Source organism: Cupriavidus pauculus, from assembly GCF_003854935.1.
GTDB classification, from domain to species: Bacteria; Pseudomonadota; Gammaproteobacteria; order Burkholderiales; family Burkholderiaceae; genus Cupriavidus; species Cupriavidus pauculus_C.
Genome location: NZ_CP033970.1, coordinates 1,621,272 through 1,639,783 on the forward strand (window position 1 = coordinate 1,621,272; position 18,512 = coordinate 1,639,783).

Annotated in this window: 18 protein-coding genes; 6 read left to right on the plus strand and 12 right to left on the minus strand. The window is 70.2% G+C overall.

Translation table 11 applies throughout. The annotated features are described in order from the left end of the window. Positions 1 to 17 precede the first annotated feature (17 nt). Genes EHF44_RS25340 through EHF44_RS25355 form a run of 4 tightly spaced genes read right to left on the minus strand, consistent with a single transcriptional unit; the run spans position 18 to position 4,418 of the window. Positions 18 to 695 (minus strand): DUF2894 domain-containing protein, encoded by a 678-nt coding sequence (locus EHF44_RS25340; protein WP_124686428.1) that lies wholly within the window; start codon positions 693 to 695, stop codon positions 18 to 20. Continuing rightward, positions 688 to 1,335 (minus strand): OmpA family protein, encoded by a 648-nt coding sequence (locus EHF44_RS25345; protein WP_124686429.1) that lies wholly within the window; start codon positions 1,333 to 1,335, stop codon positions 688 to 690. Before EHF44_RS25345 ends, EHF44_RS25340 begins: the two co-directional genes overlap by 8 nt. Next, positions 1,332 to 3,725 carry a DUF802 domain-containing protein gene (locus tag EHF44_RS25350; protein WP_124686430.1) on the minus strand — a complete coding sequence of 798 codons (2,394 nt, stop codon included), beginning with the start codon at positions 3,723 to 3,725 and terminating at the stop codon, positions 1,332 to 1,334. The genes EHF44_RS25345 and EHF44_RS25350 overlap by 4 nt, the downstream gene beginning before the upstream one ends. Before the next feature lie 9 nt (positions 3,726 to 3,734). After that, entirely contained in the window at positions 3,735 to 4,418 is a 684-nt protein-coding gene (locus EHF44_RS25355) for a DUF3348 domain-containing protein (RefSeq protein WP_124686431.1), read from the minus strand. 146 nt (positions 4,419 to 4,564) lie between these two features. Here EHF44_RS25355 and EHF44_RS25360 point away from each other — a divergent pair, with 146 nt between their 5' ends. Continuing rightward, entirely contained in the window at positions 4,565 to 5,377 is an 813-nt protein-coding gene (locus tag EHF44_RS25360; RefSeq protein WP_124686432.1) for a MetQ/NlpA family ABC transporter substrate-binding protein, read from the plus strand. Positions 5,378 to 5,530: 153 nt separating this feature from the next. Then, complete coding sequence (gene msuE / locus EHF44_RS25365; RefSeq protein ID WP_124686433.1) at positions 5,531 to 6,094, plus strand: FMN reductase; 564 nt, start codon at positions 5,531 to 5,533, stop codon at positions 6,092 to 6,094. Between the two features lie 32 nt (positions 6,095 to 6,126). On the opposite strand, the gene EHF44_RS25370 is transcribed toward msuE, so the two are convergent. The 5 genes from EHF44_RS25370 to EHF44_RS25390 form a co-directional block, all read right to left on the minus strand. After that, positions 6,127 to 7,596 carry an amidase gene (locus EHF44_RS25370; protein ID WP_124686434.1) on the minus strand — a complete coding sequence of 490 codons (1,470 nt, stop codon included), beginning with the start codon at positions 7,594 to 7,596 and terminating at the stop codon, positions 6,127 to 6,129. Between the two features lie 59 nt (positions 7,597 to 7,655). Then, positions 7,656 to 8,504, minus strand: coding sequence for an S-formylglutathione hydrolase (gene fghA / locus EHF44_RS25375; protein ID WP_124686435.1), 849 nt, complete (start codon positions 8,502 to 8,504; stop codon positions 7,656 to 7,658). Between the two features lie 10 nt (positions 8,505 to 8,514). Continuing rightward, a complete protein-coding gene (locus tag EHF44_RS25380; protein WP_124686436.1) occupies positions 8,515 to 9,621 on the minus strand; it encodes an S-(hydroxymethyl)glutathione dehydrogenase/class III alcohol dehydrogenase in 1,107 nt (368 codons plus the stop codon). Between the two features lie 97 nt (positions 9,622 to 9,718). Further along, on the minus strand, positions 9,719 to 11,083 hold the full coding sequence (locus EHF44_RS25385) for an NTP/NDP exchange transporter (RefSeq protein WP_124686437.1): 1,365 nt from the start codon (positions 11,081 to 11,083) through the stop codon (positions 9,719 to 9,721). 10 nt (positions 11,084 to 11,093) lie between these two features. After that, positions 11,094 to 12,017 (minus strand): aldo/keto reductase, encoded by a 924-nt coding sequence (locus tag EHF44_RS25390; protein ID WP_124686438.1) that lies wholly within the window; start codon positions 12,015 to 12,017, stop codon positions 11,094 to 11,096. 181 nt (positions 12,018 to 12,198) lie between these two features. On the opposite strand from EHF44_RS25390, the gene EHF44_RS25395 reads away from it, so the two are divergent. Genes EHF44_RS25395 through EHF44_RS25410 form a run of 4 tightly spaced genes read left to right on the plus strand, consistent with a single transcriptional unit; the run spans position 12,199 to position 15,512 of the window. Further along, complete coding sequence (locus tag EHF44_RS25395) at positions 12,199 to 13,065, plus strand: branched-chain amino acid ABC transporter permease (protein WP_409558990.1); 867 nt, start codon at positions 12,199 to 12,201, stop codon at positions 13,063 to 13,065. Continuing rightward, positions 13,062 to 14,063, plus strand: a complete 1,002-nt coding sequence (locus EHF44_RS25400; RefSeq protein ID WP_124686440.1) for a branched-chain amino acid ABC transporter permease — start codon at positions 13,062 to 13,064, stop codon at positions 14,061 to 14,063. Before EHF44_RS25395 ends, EHF44_RS25400 begins: the two co-directional genes overlap by 4 nt. After that, positions 14,060 to 14,812: an ABC transporter ATP-binding protein gene (locus EHF44_RS25405; RefSeq protein ID WP_124686441.1), complete on the plus strand. Its 753-nt coding sequence runs from the start codon at positions 14,060 to 14,062 to the stop codon at positions 14,810 to 14,812. Before EHF44_RS25400 ends, EHF44_RS25405 begins: the two co-directional genes overlap by 4 nt. Then, positions 14,805 to 15,512 (plus strand): ABC transporter ATP-binding protein, encoded by a 708-nt coding sequence (locus tag EHF44_RS25410; RefSeq protein WP_124686442.1) that lies wholly within the window; start codon positions 14,805 to 14,807, stop codon positions 15,510 to 15,512. The genes EHF44_RS25405 and EHF44_RS25410 overlap by 8 nt, the downstream gene beginning before the upstream one ends. A gap of 12 nt (positions 15,513 to 15,524) precedes the next feature. Here EHF44_RS25410 and EHF44_RS25415 read toward each other — a convergent pair whose 3' ends face one another. From EHF44_RS25415 to EHF44_RS25425, 3 genes are all read right to left on the minus strand, one after another. Further along, positions 15,525 to 15,854 carry a c-type cytochrome gene (locus tag EHF44_RS25415; protein WP_124686443.1) on the minus strand — a complete coding sequence of 110 codons (330 nt, stop codon included), beginning with the start codon at positions 15,852 to 15,854 and terminating at the stop codon, positions 15,525 to 15,527. Beyond that, positions 15,851 to 17,089, minus strand: coding sequence for a PQQ-dependent sugar dehydrogenase (locus EHF44_RS25420; protein WP_253700375.1), 1,239 nt, complete (start codon positions 17,087 to 17,089; stop codon positions 15,851 to 15,853). The genes EHF44_RS25415 and EHF44_RS25420 overlap by 4 nt, the downstream gene beginning before the upstream one ends. Positions 17,090 to 17,237: 148 nt before the next feature. Then, on the minus strand, positions 17,238 to 18,419 hold the full coding sequence (locus EHF44_RS25425) for an ABC transporter substrate-binding protein (protein WP_124686445.1): 1,182 nt from the start codon (positions 18,417 to 18,419) through the stop codon (positions 17,238 to 17,240). Positions 18,420 to 18,512: the final 93 nt, after the last annotated feature.

An 18,512-nucleotide genomic window follows, 5' to 3' on the forward strand; every position in this document is an offset into this window, starting at 1 on the left:
GCAGGCTGGCGGCGCGTTCAGCCGTTGCCGACCTTGCCGCCCCGGGTCCGGGCCTTGCGCTCGGGCACCAGCGGGATGGCATGCATGCCTTCCAGCCAGGACAGCGCATCGACGTACGACAGGAACTGTTCGAGATAGCCGGGCGAGACCTCGCGCATCAGCGACAGCGCGCGGTGCACCAGATGGTTGGTGTTCAGCGGCCCGGCGTTGTCGGGCACGTGCGCCTGCGACTGGCGCAGTTGCCGCTCGACGCTGACACGCGCCCAGGTGTCGCGGAAGTAGTCGGCCAGCGCTGGCTCGGCGGCCGCGCCGCGGGGGAGGGTGTTCGACGGGGTCGGTGACGTAGGCGCCGTGGGCGCCGTTGGCGATGCAGTGGGCGGGCAGGTGTCGACGTCCGCGCCGCGCGCCAGTCGCGCCGTCAGCGCCGCGAGGTCCGCCAGCGCGCCCGTGGGCGAGGGCGATGCCTCGCATACGGAAGCTTCGCCGGCCGCGTCCCGCTCGATCGCCTCTCCGTAAGCCGCCACCAGCGCCGCCAGCCGCGCGTCGAGCCACCGCCGTGCTTCGCCGTCGAAGCCAGCCGCGCGTCGCGCCATCGCGTCGATCAGGCAGAAGCGCACCGGGTCCGCGCGGTCGGCGCCGGACAGCCGCCAGGCATCCAGCCGGGCGCGCGGATCGGGCTGGGCGTCCTCATGCATGCGGCTTCTGGCCCCCGGCCGACACGCGCGGCACCGGCGCGATTTCCACGCGCCGATTCTTGGCGCGGCTTTCTTCGGTGGCATTGGGCGCCACCGGCTGCTGCGCCCCAAACGCGGCGGAGAAGATCGACACCGGCGGCACGCCCGCATCGATCAGCGCGCGCGTCACGGTCAGCGCGCGCTGCGCCGACAGCTCCAGGTTGTCGGCAAAGCGGCGGTTGCCTTCGCGCACCTGCCGGTCGTCGGTAAAGCCGCTGACCATCAGAATTTCATCGCGCGCACCCAGGTAAGCCGACAGCGGCGCCGCCAGGCTTTTGAGCAGCGCCTGGCCCTCTGGCTGCAACTGGTCGGAGTTCACCGCGAACAGCACGTTGCCGCTGATGCCGATCCGGCCGTCCTTGAGCGTGACGCGGCCCGCCGCCAGCGGCCCGGCCAGCGCCTGCTCCAGCGTCTGGCGCCGCTGCAGTTCTTCCTGCCGCTGCTTCACTTCCTTTTCCAGCCGTGCCGACAGCTCCATCTGCACGCCAATCACGCCCAGCAGCACCAGCACGAAGGCGCCGAGCATGACCGACATCAGGTCGCCAAACACCGCCCAGGCCGGGACGGTGGTCTCCACGCCGGCGTCGTGATCGTCCGTCATGCGGCTTCGGCGCCAGCCTGCCGGGCGGCGAACTGCTGCAGGTTTTCCAGGATCTGCTTCTGCGACAGCATGCTCAGGTCCACCACCTCGCGCGCCTGGGCCACGTAGTAGGCCAGTTGCTCGTCGCTGCGCGCCATCGACTTGTCGAGCGCGGCCTCGATGCGCGCCAGGTGCTCGGCCAGCTTGTCGTTCGACGCGCTGAACATCTGCACCGCCATGCCGAAGGCTTCGCCCAGGCTTGCCACTTCCACCGCGCTGCCCGTGATGCGGGCGGCGATGCCGTCGAGCTTGCCGGTTTCCTGCGCCACCTGCTCGGTGAAGCGCGTGCCCACCCGGTCCAGCAGGTCGGCCGTGGTGGTGACCAGCCCGTCCACCGCCGCGCGCTGCTCGGTCGACGCGTGGTTCACGGCGTCCAGCAGCGTGCCGAGCGTTTCCAGCAGCCGGCCGCGTTCTTCCAGCATCGCGTTGTCGCGCGCCATGCCGTCGGTCAGTTTCTGGCGCAGCTCGGCGATGACCTCGGCGGCCGCCTTGGGCGCTTCGGTGGCGATCTGCGCCAGGCGGGCGACCTCGGCAATCGTGTCGCTGGCCTGCTGCTGCGTGTGCGTGGCGATTTCGCGCGCGGTGTCGGCCAGCGCGTCATGGAGTGCGCGCTGCTGCCCGGCCGACGCCGTGCTCGCGGCCTGCCATTCGTCGCGCATCGTGGCGGCCATGGTGGCCAGCGTGTCCTGCCAGGCCGTCAGGCGCTGGGCGTCGCGCGCGGCCAGATCGGCCTGCAGCGACGCGGCAGCCTGCAGCAGGTGGTCGATCTCGGCCAGCGTGCCCGTGGCATGGGCCTGCGCGTGCGTGGCGATGTCGCGGGCGCTTTGCGACAGCGCGTCGCGCACGGCCCGCTGGTCGGCGGCCGATTGGGCGCTGGCGGCCTGCCATTGCTCGCGCATCGTGCTCGCCATGGCGGCCAGCGCCTCTTGCCACGCCGCAAGACGGGCCGCGTCGCGGCTGTCCAGCGTCGACTGGCGAGCCGTCTCCTGCGCGGCCAGTTGCGCGTGGAGGTCGGCATGGGACTGGCGAACCGTGCCGGCGAAGTCGGTGGCCTGCGCGGCAAAGGCGGCGGCGTGCTGCGAGAACGCCGACGATGCGTCGGTCATGGCCGCGCGGTTGGCGCTGGCCAGCGAGGTGCCGGTATCGGCCAGGCGTGACAGCGCCGCATCCCAGGTGCGCGCCGCGTCGGCCGTGGCCGTGTCCAGGCGGGCGCCGATGCCATCGACCAGCGCCGCCGAGCGCTGCGCGAAGGTCTCGCCGAAGCCGTCCAGCGTCGCGCGCAGGTCGGCCGCGAGCGCGCCATTGGCCTGCCGATGGTCGGCCAGGGACGCGCGCCAGGTATCGACCACGGCGGCCGTGGTGGATTCGAAGCGGGCGGCGGTGCCGTCCAGATGCTGCTGCACGGTCAGCGTGATCGCGTCGCGCAGCGCGGATGCCTCGCGGGCGAGGCCGGCCATGGTCGTATCGACGGCGGGCTGGATCGCGGCGCTGGCTGCCCGGGCGCTGTCGGCAATGCCGTCCTTGAGCGACGCGCCGACGGTCTCGGCCAGCCGCGCGTAGGCGGCGTCGGTGCGGGCGTGGAACGCGTCCTGGCCGTCCGCCAGCCGCTGGCCCAGCGCCTCGTGCTGGCTGGCCAGCGTGGTCGCCATCGTGTCGAGCCGGTCGACCAGGGCCGGCATCAGCTTGGCCTGCCGTTGCAGCAGCGCAAACACCGCGTCGTGCTGGTGATGGCGCGAGAACCCGCGCAGCGTGGTGACAAGCTGTTCGTCGAGCAGTTGCGCCGCCTGCACACGCTCGCGGCGCGCCATCGTCGACAGCAGCCCGAGCATGGCCGACGTGGCCACGCCCGCCACCGACGTGCCGAACGCAAAGCCCAGCCCCTTGACCGGCGCCGCCAGCGACGCGCGGATGGCCTGCAGGTCGGCGGCGCCTTCGAGCGCCACGCCGGTGCTGCGCAGCGTACCGACCATGCCGAGGAACGTGCCGAGCATGCCCAGCAGCACCAGCAGCCCGACGAGGTAAGGCGTCATGGCCGGGCCGGGCAGCGCCACGCGCTCGCCTTCCACGCGCAGGCGCACCGCGTTGCGCAGGCTCGGGTGCAGGCGATCCAGCCATGCCCCGAGGCTGGCCGGCGGCGTCGAGAGCGCGGCGATGGCGGCGGTCAGCGTCGGCGTGGCCTGCCGGTAGCGATGCAGTTCCAGCGCGCCGCCGACATAGAAGCCGCCGATCAGCAGCGTGACGGCTAGCGCCAGCGCATTCGTGCCCGCGTAGCCGGCGCCAACCCAGCCGACAACGGCAAGGCCGGCCAGGAAGACGACGGGGGCGGCGAGGGAGGTGAGGTGTCTGTTCATGTCGGTCGGTCAGGTATCGCGCAGGGCCGCGAGCAGCGCTTCCACCGGCTGGAAGCGAATTTCCAGCTCGGCCAGCAGCACGCTCTGCATGTCCGTGCGAAATACGTTGAGCCACGCGCCCTCCGCGGCGCGCAGCCTTGTGAAATGCGGTTCCAGCAGCCCCGGCACGGCGGCAAGCACGGCCTGCTCGCGCGCGCCCAGCACCTGTTCCATGACGGTGTCGAGCATCGCCAGCCGGCCCGCCTGCGGCGTGCGCGCGGCCAGCGACGTGCGCAGCCGCGCCCGCAGGCCGCCGATCTCGCGCTCCATCTGCTGCTGCAGCGCCACGTAGCGCTGGCGATGGTCGGCAAAGTCGGATTCGGCCGCGTCAGGCGCCGCCAGGCGCGCCGGCACCCTGCGGCGGCTGTCCGACGCGGCGCCTTGCCCCGTGATGGCGGCGGTCAGCGTCGCGCGTACGTGCCGGCCGGCCGCCTCGCCCGCCAGGCCGCGCGCGGCGGGCGCTCCGGACGCCACTTCGGGCGGGCTGCCGTTCAGCGCGGCGGACAGCGCGATGGCATCGGTCCAGCCCAGCCAGCGGCTGATCTCCGCCGACAGCGACGGCGCGGCGCCGGGGGCCCCGGCGTCGGTCAGGCGCGCCAGCAGGCGCACCAGTTTCGGGCCGCTGAGGCCCGTGCGCTGTGGCACTTGCGTCATGTCGCCAGAATCGGAAAAAGCGGGGAGTTTACACGGTTGCGGGCCCGCTGGCGCCCCCTCGGCACCCGGAACATTGCGGTAAGCTTGCGCCTCGGCCGCACCTACCCGGTGCGCCGCTCCTCGATTCCCAGGAAAAAACAAGACCTATGAAGATGCTCTCGATCACGAAGACCCTGGCCGCCGCTACCGTGGCGCTGGGTGTGATGGCTGCCGGCAACGCGGCGGCCCAGGAACAGACGATGCGCCTTGGCACCGTCAGCGGCCCCGACGCCGAAGTCTGGCAGGTGGTGCAGAAGGTGGCCAAGAAAAACGGCCTGAACGTCAAGATCGTCGAATTCAACGATTACGTGCAGCCGAACGCCGCGCTGGACGCCGGCGACCTGGACGCCAACAGCTTCCAGCACCAGCCGTACCTCGACAGCCAGATCAAGCAGCGCGGCTACAAGATGGTCAGCGTCGGCTACACGTACATCTCGCCGCTGGGCATCTACTCGAAGAGCCTGAAGTCGCCCAAGGACCTGCAGCCGGGCGCCAAGGTTGCCGTGCCCAACGATCCGTCGAACGAAAACCGCGCGCTGCTGCTGCTGGCCGCCCAGGGCGTCATCAAGCTCAAGCCCGGCGTCGGCACGAATGGCGTGAACGCCACGCCGCTCGACATCGCCGAGAATCCCAAGAAGATCAAGATCGTCGAACTCGACGCCGCCCAACTGGCCCGTGCGCTGCCCGACGTGGCCGCCGCCGTGATCAACACGAACTACGCGCTGGCCGCCGGCCTGCAGCCGACGACGAACGCCATCGCGCTGGAAGACATCCGCAGCCCGTACGCCAACGTCATCGTCGTGCGCACGCAGGACAAGGACAAGCCGTGGGTCAAGAAGCTCGTGGCCGCCTACCAGTCCGAGGAAGTACGCCAGTTCATGAAGACGCAGTTCAAGGGCGCGATGGTGCCGTCGTTCTGAGCGACGTTTCACGCCCGCCCCGCGACGCGGCAGCCCCGGCTTCGGCCGGCGCTGCCGTTTTTGCATCTATGGATAGTTGAATTGGTTCGTTCCCGCCGGCGGACGGCGGCGCTAAGGTATGCCGATCGCCCCTTGCGCATCGGAGAATCGCCCGTGTCCACGCCCTTGAAAGTCGTCGCCGTCAACGGCAGCGCCCATCGACCCTCGCGCACGCTGGTGCTGGTGCAGGCGCTGCTGGCCGAGCTGTCGCAGCGGCTCGTGCTCGATACCCAGGTCGTGGACCTCAGCGAGATTGCCCGCCCGCTCGGTGGCGCGCTGACGCGCCAGGAGCTGCCCGCCGACATCGAGGTCCAACTGGCGGCCATCGAATCGGCCGACCTGCTGATCGCGGCCGCGCCGGTCTATCGCGGATCGTTCCCGGGCCACTTCAAGCATCTGTTCGACCTGGTCGGCATGGATGCGCTGGCCAGCAAGCCGGTGCTGCTGGCCGCCACCGGCGGCAGCGACCGCCACGCGCTGGTGCTGGAACACCAGTTGCGGCCGCTGTTCAGCTTCCTGCAGGCGCTGACGCTGCCGATCGGCGTCTACACATCGACCGGCGACTTCGACGGCCACGAGATCGGCAACGGCGCGCTGGCCGAACGGATCAAGCTGGCAGCGGAACGCGCCGCGCCGTTGTTTCCGGGCGCGGCCAGGCCGTTGCGGCGGGTGGCTTGACCCTGCGCTCTACCACCCCGCACGGCGGATTCTTACCCCGCCACCGCCGCCGGCGGCCGGCTGCCCACCCAATCCCGCACCTTTTCATAAGCCGCCGCCAGCCGCAGCACGCTCAGGTCGTCGCGGGGACGGCCGATCAGTTGCATGCCCATCGGCAGGCCGACGGCGTTGAAGCCGACCGGCACGCTGATCACGGGGCAGCCCGACAGCGTCCATGCCACGACCACCTCCATCCAGCGGTGGTAGGTATCCATCGGCCGCCCGGCGATCGATCTGGGCCAGTGCTGCGTGACGTCGAACGGAAAGACCTGCGCGGTTGGCACGGCGATGTAGTCGAACTGCTGGAACGTGCGCTGCAGCGCCTGGTGCCACGCACTGCGCTGCACGCTCGCCGCATACAGCTCACCGGCCGTCTGCCCCAGCGAGCCCTCGATCTCCCAGATCGCTTCCGGCTTGAGCTGCGCGCGCGTGGCCGGGTTCGTGTAGAGGGCCATGCGCGCGTTGCCGGTCAGGAAGTGGCGATGCACCAGCCAGGTCTGCCAGATCTTCTCGGGCGGGTAGGGCGGTGCGATGGCATCCACCTGCACGCCGAAATCGGGGAAGAACCGCAGCGCCTGTTCGCAGAGCTGCAGGATGCCGTCTTCCATCGGCAGGTAGCCGGCCCAGTCGCCCAGCCACGCCACCCGCTTGCCGGTCAGGTCGACATCGAGCGCCGCGCGCACGTTGGCTGGCGACAGCGTCGCCAGCACCGGGTCCGCCGGCAGGGCCTGCGGCGTGCGGTCGTCGGGGCCGGACTGGGTGCCTAGCAGCAGCGCCAGGTCCTCCACCGTGCGCGCCATCGGGCCCTCGCAGCCCAGTTGCGGCAGGAACAGTTCGGGCGTCGGACCGTAGGGCACGCGACCCATCGACGGCCGGAAGCCGAACACGTTGCAGAACCCGGCCGGATTGCGCAGCGACCCGCCAAAGTCGCTGCCATCGGCCACCGGCAGCATCCGCAACGCCAGCGCCGCCGCCGCGCCACCACTGCTGCCGCCGGCCGAGCGCGTCGGATCGTAGGGGTTGCGCGTCGGCCCATAGACCGGGTTGAACGTGTGCGACCCCAGCCCGAACTCGGGCGTGTTGGTCTTGCCGATCAGGATCGCGCCGGCCTGCCGCACGCGCTCCACCACGACGGAATCGGTGGCCGGCACGTTGTCGCGGAAGATCGGCGACCCATAGGTCGTACGGATGCCGCGCGTCATCGCCAGATCCTTCGGCGCCTGCGGCATGCCGTGCATCCATCCCGCCGATTCCCCGCGCGCCAGCGCCGCATCGGCCGCGCGGGCCTCGGCCAGCAGTCCCGCCTCGTCCTGCAACGCGACAATGGCATTCGCCCCCGGATTCACGGCCGCAATATGCGCCAGATAGGCTTGCATCACGTCCTCGCACGACACCTGCCGCGCGTGAATGGCCTGGGAGAGCTGCCGGGCGGACAGCATGACGATGGGGGAGGGGGTGGTCATTGGCGACAAGCCTCTATTGCGGGCACGGGGAAGCGCGGCGGCGCCCCCTCAGCCCTGTCTCAAAGCCGCTCAACATGGTGCCGCACATGGTCGGCGATGAACGTGCTGATGAAGTAGTACCCGTGGTCGTAGCCCGCGTGGCGGCGCAGGGTCAGGGGTTGGCCCACGCTGGCGCAGGCGGCCTCGAAGGCTTCGGGGTAGAGCTGCTCGGCCAGGAATTTGTCGGCCAGGCCCTGGTCGATGAGGATGCCGGACGGGAACGGGGCCGAGGGCTGGGCGGCCATCAGTGCGGTGGCGTCGTGCTGGGCCCAGCGGGTGCGGTCATCGCCCAGGTAGCCGGTGAATGCCTTGACGCCCCACGGGCATTGCGACGGCGCCGCGATTGGCGCGAAGGCCGAGACCGAGCGGAAGCGTTGCGGGTAGCGCTGCGCCAGCGTCAGCGCCCCGTGGCCGCCCATTGAATGGCCGAAGATGCCCACGCGGGCAGGGTCGGCCGGCAGGTCGCTGGTGACCAGGTGGAACAGCTCGTCGGCCACGTAGCTTTCCATGCGCCAGTGCATGCGCCACGGTGCTTCCACCGCATCGACGTAGAAGCCGGCCCCGACGCCGAAGTCCCATGCGTCGGCCTCGCCCGGCACGTGGGCGCCGCGCGGGCTGGTATCCGGTGCCACCAGGATCAGGCCGTGCTCGGCGGCGTGGCGCTGGGCGCCGGCCTTGATCGCGAACGTTTCCTCGGTGCAGGTCAGCCCGGCCAGGTAGAACAGCGCCGGCAGGCGGCCGGCATCGGCGGCCAGCGCCTGCGGCGGCAGGTAGACCGAGAACCGCATCGGCAGGCCGATGGCCGCCGACTGGTGCTGGTAGAAGCGCTGCACGCCTCCGTGGCAGCCGTGTTCGCTCAGCAGTTCCATGGGCCCGTCCTCAGTACAGCACCACGGAGCGGATGGACTCGCCGCGCTTCATCAGGTCGAAGCCCTCGTTGATGCGGTCCAGCGGCAGCGTGTGGGTGATCAGGTCGTCGATGTTGAGCTTGCCTTCCATGTACCAGTCCACGATCTTCGGCACGTCGGTGCGGCCGCGCGCGCCGCCGAACGCGGAGCCCTTCCACTCGCGGCCCGTGACAAGCTGGAACGGGCGCGTGGAGATCTCCGCGCCGGCCTCGGCCACGCCGATGATGATCGACTTGCCCCAGCCCTTGTGGCAGCACTCCAGCGCCTGGCGCATGACCTGCGTGTTGCCGATGCATTCGAACGAGTAGTCGGCGCCGCCATCGGTAAGCTGCACGATGTGGTCCACCACGTTGCCCACGTCCTTCGGGTTCACGAAATGCGTCATGCCGAACTTGCGCGCCATGGCCTCGCGGCCCGGGTTGATGTCCACGCCGATGATCTTGTCGGCGCCCACCATCTTCGCGGCCTGGATCACGTTCAGGCCGATGCCGCCCAGCCCGAACACCACCACGTTGGCGCCGGCCTCCACCTTGGCCGTGAACAGCACCGCGCCCACGCCCGTGGTCACGCCGCAGCCGATGTAGCAGACCTTGTCGAACGGGGCGTCCGGGCGGATCTTGGCCAGCGCGATCTCCGGCACCACGATGTGGTTGGCGAACGTGGACGTGCCCATGTAGTGGAAGACCGGCTTGCCGTCGATCGAGAAGCGCGACGTGCCGTCCGGCATCAGGCCCTTGCCCTGCGTGGCGCGGATGGCCTGGCACAGGTTGGTCTTGCGCGACAGGCAGAACTTGCACTGGCGGCATTCGGGCGTGTAGAGCGGAATCACGTGGTCGCCCGGCTTCAGCGACGTCACGCCCGGGCCCACATCGGTGACGATGCCCGCGCCCTCGTGGCCCAGGATGGCCGGGAAGATGCCTTCCGGATCGGCGCCGGACAGCGTGTAGTAGTCGGTATGGCAGATGCCCGTGGCCTTGATCTCGACGAGTACCTCGCCGGCGCGCGGGCCGTCGAGATCCACTTCCTCGATGGTCAGCGGGGCGCCGGCTTTCCAGGCGATGGCGGCTTTGGTCTTCATGGGGCAACTCCTGTGCAGATGGATGGGGCGGCCAGCGGCGCGCCGACAGGCCAAGACTATACGGCCATCGGCACGCTGCGGCCAGACAGGTGAGCGATTATCGGCTGCCCGTCGACTGGCGGGCGAGTCCCGCCGGGGCTGGCGCGGCAGCGGAAAGCTGGCCCGCGTGCCGGCGCCCGAGCCACCAGCCCAGTGCGGCCCAGCCCAGCGCCAGCAGCGCGCCGGCCAGCGGCACGGTGGCCGGGTGGCCGGAGAGCGCGTCGATGGCCGTCTTGACCCACGCGCTGACCGCATCGCCGGCGCGGTAGACGGCGGTGTCGATCACGTTTTTGGCCTTGTACTTGGTCTCGGGGTCGACCACGGTGAACAGCATCTCGCGGCCTGGCCGCAGCATCGCGTATTCGCCCACGCGGCGCAGGATCATCACGCCGGCCAGCACGCCGAACGTCGGCCAGATCGCCAGCAGCACGAAGCCCCCGGCCACGGCCAGCGGCACCAGCGTCAGCAGCGCCGCCACGCCATGGCGCCGCGCCACGCGGCCCGAGAAGAACACCTGCACGAGGATGGTCAGCGCCTGCACCGTGGCGTCCAGCGCGCTGAACACCTGCGTCTGCTGTTGGCGCGACGGGAACGCCTCGGCCACCAGCCGCGCCTGCTCGAAATACAGGAACGTGCTGGCCGTGGCCAGCAGGATCACGAACAGGCCGATGCCGAGCAGATAGCGCGACCGTGCCACCAGCACCAGTCCCGCCCAGAGCCCGCCGCCCACGGGCTGGGAAGGGTCGGGTCCCGGCGCGGCGTCGCTGGCGCCATGCGCACCGGGGGCGCCGGCGCCGTGCCGCCTGCGCCAGCGGAACAGGAAACCCGCGCCGGGCAGCGTGGCGGCCAGCAGCGCCGCCGACAGCAGCATCAGCCCGGTCAGCCCGATGCTGGCGACCAGCCATCCGCCCAGTACCGGCCCCGCCAGCCCGCCCGCGCTGGCGCCGGCCGCGATCAGCGCGAACAGCCGCCGCGCCTGCTCGGGCCGGAACACGTCGGCCATCAGGCTCCACGCCACCGAGACCACGAACAGGTTGAACACCGACAGCCAGACGTAGAACACGCGCGCCAGCCACACGCTGTCCGGCATGGCGCGCGTGGCAAGGGCGAACGCCAGCAGGTTGGCGATGAAGAACGCATAGACCCACGGCACGAAGCGCCGCCGTGGCAGCCATTTGCAGCAGGCGCCGTAGAACGGGATGGCCACCAGCATGACCACGAACGTGGCCGTGAACAGCCACTGCAGGTTCTTCACGCCGCCGGCGATGCCCATCGTCTCGCGCACGGGGCGCAGCATGAAATAGCTGGCGAACAGGCAGAAGAAGAACAGGAAGGCGCCCGCCACGGCCGGCATCTCGCCCGCGCGCACGCCCAGCAGGCGGCCGGTGCGCGGGGCGTCGGGCAGTGGATCGTGGGCGTCCATCGGCGGCCCGCTACGCCAGCGCGGCGGCAATGCGCGCGCGCTCGCGCGTGTCCGGCATGCGGCCGAACGCGGCGCCCAGGTTGTCGGCCATGTTCTTCGGCTTCGACGTGGCCGGGATGGCGGCCGTGACGGCGGGATGGCTGACGATGAACTTCAGGAAGAGCTGGCCCCACGAGTTGCAGTCGATCTCGCCGGCCCAGTCGGGCACCGGCTTGCCGCGCACGGCCGCGAACAGCCGGCCGTCCTGGAACGGGCGGTTGACCAGCACGGCCACGCCGCGTTCCTCGCACAGCGGCAGCAGCGTCTTCTCGGCGTTGCGCTCGGCCAGCGAGTAGTTAACCTGCAGAAAGTCGATCTTCTCGCTGCGCAGGATCTGCGCGAGCTGGTCGTGGGCGTCGTCGCGGTAGTGGGTGATGCCGATATAGCGCGTCTTGCCCTGTTCCTTGAGCTGCCGCAGGATGCGCAGGTTGTCGCGCCAGTCGATCAGGTTGTGCACCTGCAGCAAATCCACGCTGTCCGAGCGCAGGTCCACGCGCGATTCCGTGAACTGGGCCACGGTGCCGGACGCGCTCGACGATACCTTGGTTGCCAGGAACACCTTGCCGCGCGCGTTGGCGGCCTGGAGCAGGTCGCCGGTCACGGTCTCGGCGTTGCCGTAGCTGGGCGCGGTATCCACCACGGCGCGCGGAATGCGCTGCAGCAGCATGGTCATGACCTCCGTCAACGGCGCGCGGTCGTCGCTACCCTTGCCCACGTTGAACGTGTCCGCCGTGCCCATGCCGATCACCGGCAACTGCTCGGTGGTGCCCGGGATCTTGCGGCGCATTGGCGCGTCCACGGTGGCGGCCTGGGCGCTGGCGGCCAGGGCCTGGCCGGCCGGGCAAGCGGCAAGCGTGGCGGTGATACCCAGAAAGGTGCGTCGGTCGATCGGCATGGCAATCCTTCGGCGGTCGGGTCCAGAGGACCTTAGCGCGAGCGCGGGGCGATGTAAACCGGACCGTACGGGGCCGCAGCGCCGGGCGGGGCCGCCGCGCGGGTCCGGCCCGATTGCAAAAAAGCGGCGCCCACTGAACAATCGGCGGCGGCCACCCACCCATGGAGAGGAACCGATCGTGATATCGAGCTTGCCCGGCGTGCTGTTCGACGGCGTGACATACGGCAGCCTGCTGTTCCTGATCAGCATCGGCCTGTCGGTGACGATGGGCCTGATGAACTTCGTCAACCTTGCCCACGGCGCGTTTGCCATGCTGGGCGGCTACGTGTCCGTGGTGGCGATGAACCGCGCGGGCGTGCCGTTCCTGGCTGCGCTGCCGGTGGCGTTCGTGGCCGCCGCGCTGGCCGGCTGGCTGCTGGAGCGCACGCTCTACCGCCGGCTCTACCGCGCCAGTCATCTCGACCAGGTGTTGTTTTCCATCGGCCTGACGTTCATGGCGATGGCCGGCGCCACGTGGCTGTTCGGCCCCGGCCAGCAGCCCGTGACGCTGCCGGCGTTCCTGATCGGCCAGGTGCGGGTGGCCGGGCTGGACCTGGGCGCCTACCGGCTGTTCCTGCTGGCCGTGGTCGTGGTCATCACGCTGGCGCTGGGCTGGCTGGTGGCCCGCACGCGCTTTGGCGCGCAGGTGCGGGCGGCCGTGGACAACCAGCAGGCCGCCAGCGGGCTGGGCATCGACGTGGACCGCGTGTTCAGCCTGACCTTCGCGCTGGGGTCCGGGCTGGCCGGGCTGGGCGGCGGGCTTGGCATCGACGTGCTGGGGCTGGACCCCACGTTCCCGCTCAAGTACATGGTGTACTTCCTGCTGGTGGTGGCCGTGGGCGGCGCGGGCAGCATCCGCGGATCGCTGGTGGCGGCGATGGTGCTGGGCGTGGCCGACGTGGCCGGCAAATACTACGTGCCCGCCGTGGGCGCGTTCGTGATCTACGCGATGATGGTGCTGCTGCTGGTGGCGTTTCCGGCCGGCCTGTACGGGAGGCGCCCGGCATGACGCGCGTGACGTCTTCCCATCGCCTGCCCGACGCCCGCTGGCATGCGGCCGAGATCGTGTTCTGGCTGGTGCCGGTGGCGGCATTCTTCGCGCTGCCCGGCTACCTGATCCTGGGCAGCCAGATCCTGATTGTCGGCCTGTTCGCGCTGTCGCTGGATCTGATCCTCGGCTACGCGGGCATCGTCTCGCTGGGCCATGCGGCGTTCTTCGGGCTGGGCGCCTACACGGCCGGCCTGCTCGGCGCGCATGGCTGGGGCGAGCCGGTGTCCGGGCTGCTGGCCGCCGCTGGCGTGGCGGCGTTCGCGGGCTGGCTGTGCAGCTTCCTGGTGGTGCGCGGCGGCGACCTTACGCGCCTGATGGTGACGCTCGGCATCGGCTTGATGCTGTTCGAGGCCGCCAACAAGGCGGCTTTCGTGACCGGCGGCGTGGACGGGCTGTCGGGCGTGACGATGCAGCCGCTGCTGGGCCTGTTCGAATTCGACCTGTTCGGCAAGACCGCTTACGTGTACAGCCTGGTGGTGCTGTTCCTGCTGTTCGTGCTGGTGCGGCGCATCGTGGCGTCGCCGTTCGGGCTGTCGCTGCGCGGCGTGCGCGAAGGCGCGCGGCGGATGCCGGCGCTGGGCGCCAACGTGCCGCAGCGGCTGCGCGCGGTATTCACGGTGTCGGCGGCCATCGCGGGCGTGGCGGGCGGGCTGCTGGCGCAGACCACGCAGTTCGTCGGCATGGACGTGCTGGGCTTTCCGCGCTCGGCCGAACTGCTGGTGATGCTGGTGCTGGGCGGCACGGGCCGGCTCTACGGCGCGTTGGTGGGCGCCGCGCTGTTCATGATCGCGCAGGACGTGCTGGCCGGCATCAACCCGGTGTACTGGCAATTCTGGATCGGGCTGCTGCTGGTGCTGATCGTGCTGTTCGCGCGGGGCGGCGTGATGGGGGCGGTGGACGCGTGGACGTCGCGCCGCCGTGCACGGGCCGCGCTGGAACAGGAGGCCGACGCATGACCGCCGCGCTGCGCACCGAGGGGCTGTGCAAGTCCTGGGGCGGCTTTGCCGCCAATACCGATATCTCGCTGCATTTCGCGCCGGGCGCGCGCCATGCGCTGATCGGCCCGAACGGGGCCGGCAAGACCACGTTCATCAACCTGCTGACCGGCGCCTTGCCGCCCACGGCCGGCCGCATCTGGCTGGGCGGCCGCGATATCACGGGCCTGCCGCAGCACGCGCGCGTGGGGCTGGGCATGACGCGCACGTTCCAGATCAACACGCTGTTCCCCGGGCTGACGGTGCTCGAATCAGTGGTGCTGGCCGTGGCCGAGCGCACCGGCGCGGCGCGGATCTGGGCCCGCACGGTGGCGTCGCAGGCCGCCCTGGTTGACGAGGCCATGGCGCTGCTGGCGCTGCTGCGCCTGGACCGCGATGCCGATACCGAGACCCGCCAGCTCCCGTACGGCAAGCAGCGGCTGCTGGAGATGGCGCTGGCGCTGGCCACGCGGCCGTCGATCCTGCTGCTCGACGAGCCCGCTGCCGGCATCCCGGCCGGCGAGAGCGCCGAACTGTTCGCGGTGATTGCCGCGCTGCCGCGCGACATCACGATCCTGTTCATCGAGCACGACATGGACCTGGTTTTCCGCTTTGCCGAGCGGATCACGGTGCTGGTGGGCGGCCGCGTGCTGACCGAAGGCACCCCGGCCGAGATTGCCGCCGATACGCGTGTGCGCGAGGTCTACCTGGGGGAGGCCGCCCATGACTGAACTGCTGCGCGTGGAGGGCATCCGCGCCGGGTACGGCGACGCCGTGGTGCTGGAACAGGTGGACCTGTCGCTGGCCGCCGGCGACAGCCTGGCGCTGCTGGGCCGCAACGGCGTGGGCAAGAGCACGCTGCTGGCCACGCTGATGGGGTTCACGCGCGTGCGCGGCGGCAAGGTGTTCTGGCAGGGCCGCGAACTGGGCCGCACGCCGCCGCACCGGCGTGCGCAGGCCGGCATCGGCTGGGTGCCGCAGGAGCGCTGGGTGTTTCCGTCGCTGACGGTCGAGGAGCATCTGGCCGCCGTGGCCCGGCCGGGGCCGTGGGACATCCCGCGCGTCTACCGGGCCTTTCCCAGGCTGGAAGAGCGCCGGCGCAACCTTGGCAACCAGTTGTCCGGCGGCGAGCAGCAGATGCTGGCCATCGGCCGGGCGCTGATGACCAACCCCGCGCTGCTGCTGCTGGACGAGCCGCTGGAGGGGCTGGCGCCGATCATCGTCCAGGAGCTGCAGCGGACGATTGCGACGCTGATCGGCGACGCCGGCATGGCCGTGATCGTCGTGGAGCAGCATGCCCGGATGGCGCTGGCGATGACCCGGCAGGCGCTGGTGCTGGATCGCGGCCGCGTGGTGCACCGGTCCGACAGCGCCAGCCTGCTCGCCGACCGGGCGCTGCTGGACCGGCTGGTGACGGTGCGCCAGGGGTAGGGCAGTGGCGCGCTAGGGCGGCAGGCTGCTGTAGAAGGCCGCAAGGTTGGCGATGTCGGCGTCCGACAGCGGCTTGGCCATCATCGTCATCATCTCGTCCTTGCGCGCGCCGGTCTTGTAGTCCTTGAGCGCCTTGGCCAGGTAGGCCTCGACCTGGCCGGCCAGATGGGGCGCCTCGGGCAGCTTTGACTTGCCGTCCAGGCCATGGCACGCCTGGCACTGCATGGCCTTGGCCCGGCCGGCCTTGGCGTCGGCGGCCAGCGCGGGCGGGCACAACGCCGCCGCCAGCAGCAGGAGCGCGGCGGCGCGCAAGGTGGGGTGCCTGACGAGCGGACCGGTCATTTCGCGCCCGAGTACGAGATGCGGTAGATGGCGCCGGCGTAGTCGTCCGATACCAGCAGCGAGCCGTCCTGCAGCTGCTGCACGTCCACGGGGCGGCCGATGTACTCGCCGTTCGGCGTCAGCCAGCCTTCGGCAAAGACCTCGGTCTCGCCGGCGCTGCCATCGGGCTTGACGGCCGTGTAGACGATGCGCGCGCCGATGGGCTTGGTGCGGTTCCACGACCCGTGCTCGGCCGCGAACACGCCGCCCTGGTACTTGGCCGGGAACATCTTGCCGGTGTAGAACGACATGCCCAGGTCGGCCGCGTGGGCGGCGTATTCCACCACCGGGAAGACCGCGTCCTTGGGCGGCTCCTGGTCCTTGTACTCGACGGTGCGGACCTTGCCGCCGCCGTACCACGGGAAGCCGAAGTTCTGGCCGGCCTTGGTGGCGCGGTTCAGCTCGCCGGGCGGCTGGTCGTCGCCCATGCCGTCCACCTGGTTGTCGGTGAACCACAGGGTCTTGTCGGCCGGATTGAAGTCGAGCCCCACGGAATTGCGCACGCCCAGCGCGTAGTTTTCGCGGTTCTTGCCGTCCTGGCCCACCCGGATGATGCCGGCGATGCCGTTCTTGTTCAGCGCGGCCAGCTTGTCCTTCGGCGGGACGTTCCAGGGCTGGCCCAGCGCGATGTAGATCTTGCCGTCGGGGCCCACGCGGCACGCCCGCGCGCCGTGGTTGAAGCTCTCGAATTCGGCCGGGATCAGCTTGCCCTGCGGCACCACCACGGCGGCGGCCACGTCCGGGCCGCCTTCGCCAAAGAACTGCGCGGCCGGAAAGCCGAGCACGCGGTTTTGCTCGACGACGTAGAGGATGCCGTCGGGCGAGAAGCACACGCCGTTGGGCACCTTGAACGTGATGGCGCTGGCAAACTGGACCACGTCGTCGGCCACGCGGCGCTTGGTGCGGTCCGTCACCTGCCAGACGCGGTTCTTGCGGGTGCCGACGAACACCACGCCGGTGGATGGCTCGACGGCCATGTGGCGCGCCTCGGGCACCACGGCGAACAGTTCGATCTTGAAGCCTTGCGGCAGCTTGATGGTCTTCAGGTTCTCGCGCAGGGCGTCGGCCTTCTTGCCGTCCTGGGCGATCTTCTCGGCGGGCGCGGCCCCGGTCTGCTTGAAGTTCTGGAGCTTCTGCAGGTTGTCGGCAGGGGCTGCGAGGAGGGGTGATGCGGCCACGACCAACGACGCGGCCATGGCGATGGCTGAGCTCTTCATCGTGATGTCTCCGGAGTTCTTGTGTGGCGGCCCGGGCAGGCGCCGCCAGACAAGGGTAGGACAGCTTTTGCGCCAAGGGAAATGCACAATCCCGAGATCGCGATGAAAGATTTCGATGGCCGGGCGGCTACTTGCCGGAATCCTTCACGTCCGCGAACTTGTCGAACTCGACGTTGAACAGCTCGCCGTTGACCTTTTCGACCTTGCGGATATAGACGGTCTGGATCACATCGCGCGTGGCCGGGTCGATCGTGATGGCCCCGCGCGGGCTCTGCAGCTTCATGCCCTTGAGCGCGCCCAGGAACTTGTCGCCGTCGGTGGCGCCGCCGGTCTTCTTCAGCGCCTCGGCAATGGCGGCCATGCCGTCGTAGGCGGCCACGGCCATGAAGTTGGGCCGCCCGGCGCCCGGGTTGGCCTCGGCAAACGCCTTCAGGAACGCCTTGTTCTCCTTTGAATCATGCGCGGCCGAATAGTGGAACGACGTGATCACGCCCAGCGTGGCGTCGCCCATGGCCGGCAGCACGTGGTCGTCGGTCAGGTCGCCGGTGGCAATCACGCGGATGCCGGCGTCGGCCAGCCCGCGTTCGCGGAAGCCCTTCATGAACGCCACGCCCTGCTCGCCCGCGGGCAGAAACAGAAACACCGCTTCTGGACGGGCGTCCTTGATGCGCTGGATGAATGGCGCGAACTCGGGGTTGCGCAGCGGCACGCGGATCGATTCCACGATCTGGCCGCCGCCGCCCAGGAAATTGGTCTTGAACGCGGTCTCGGCGTCGATGCCGGGCGCGTAGTCGGCCACCAGCGTCACCACCTTGCGGATGTTGTTGCGCACCGCCCAGGTGGCCATCGGCGCCGAGATCTGCGGTAGCGTCATCGACACGCGGGCGATGTAGCTGGACTTGGTCGTGATGACCGACGAGGCCGCGTTGAAGATCACCATCGGCTTCCTGGCCTGCTCGGCAATCGGCGCCACGGCCAGCGCCTCGGGCGTCAGGCCGAAGCCGGCCAGGATGTCCACCTTGTCGCGCACCACCAGTTCCTGCGCCAGCCGCTTGGCCACCTCGGGCACCGGGCCTGTGGTGTCCTTGACGATGATCTGGAGCTTGCGGCCCGCCACCGTGTCGCCGTGGAGCTTCTGCCACGCCTTGATGCCCCCTTCCATCTGCTTGCCGTAGTCGGCAAAGCTGCCCGAGAACGGCGCGATCAGGCCGATCTTGACCGGGTCGGCGGCGCGGGACAGCGGGACATGCGCAAGGACGGCAAGGGCGCCGCACGCCAGCATGGCGCGCCGCAGCAGACTGAACGTCATGGAAGGTCTCCCGTGAAAGTGCAGCATCGGGCGGCTGCATCGATCAGGGAGTGTAGAGGCGCGGGCGGTTTTGTGCCAGTCGGGGAATGTTGT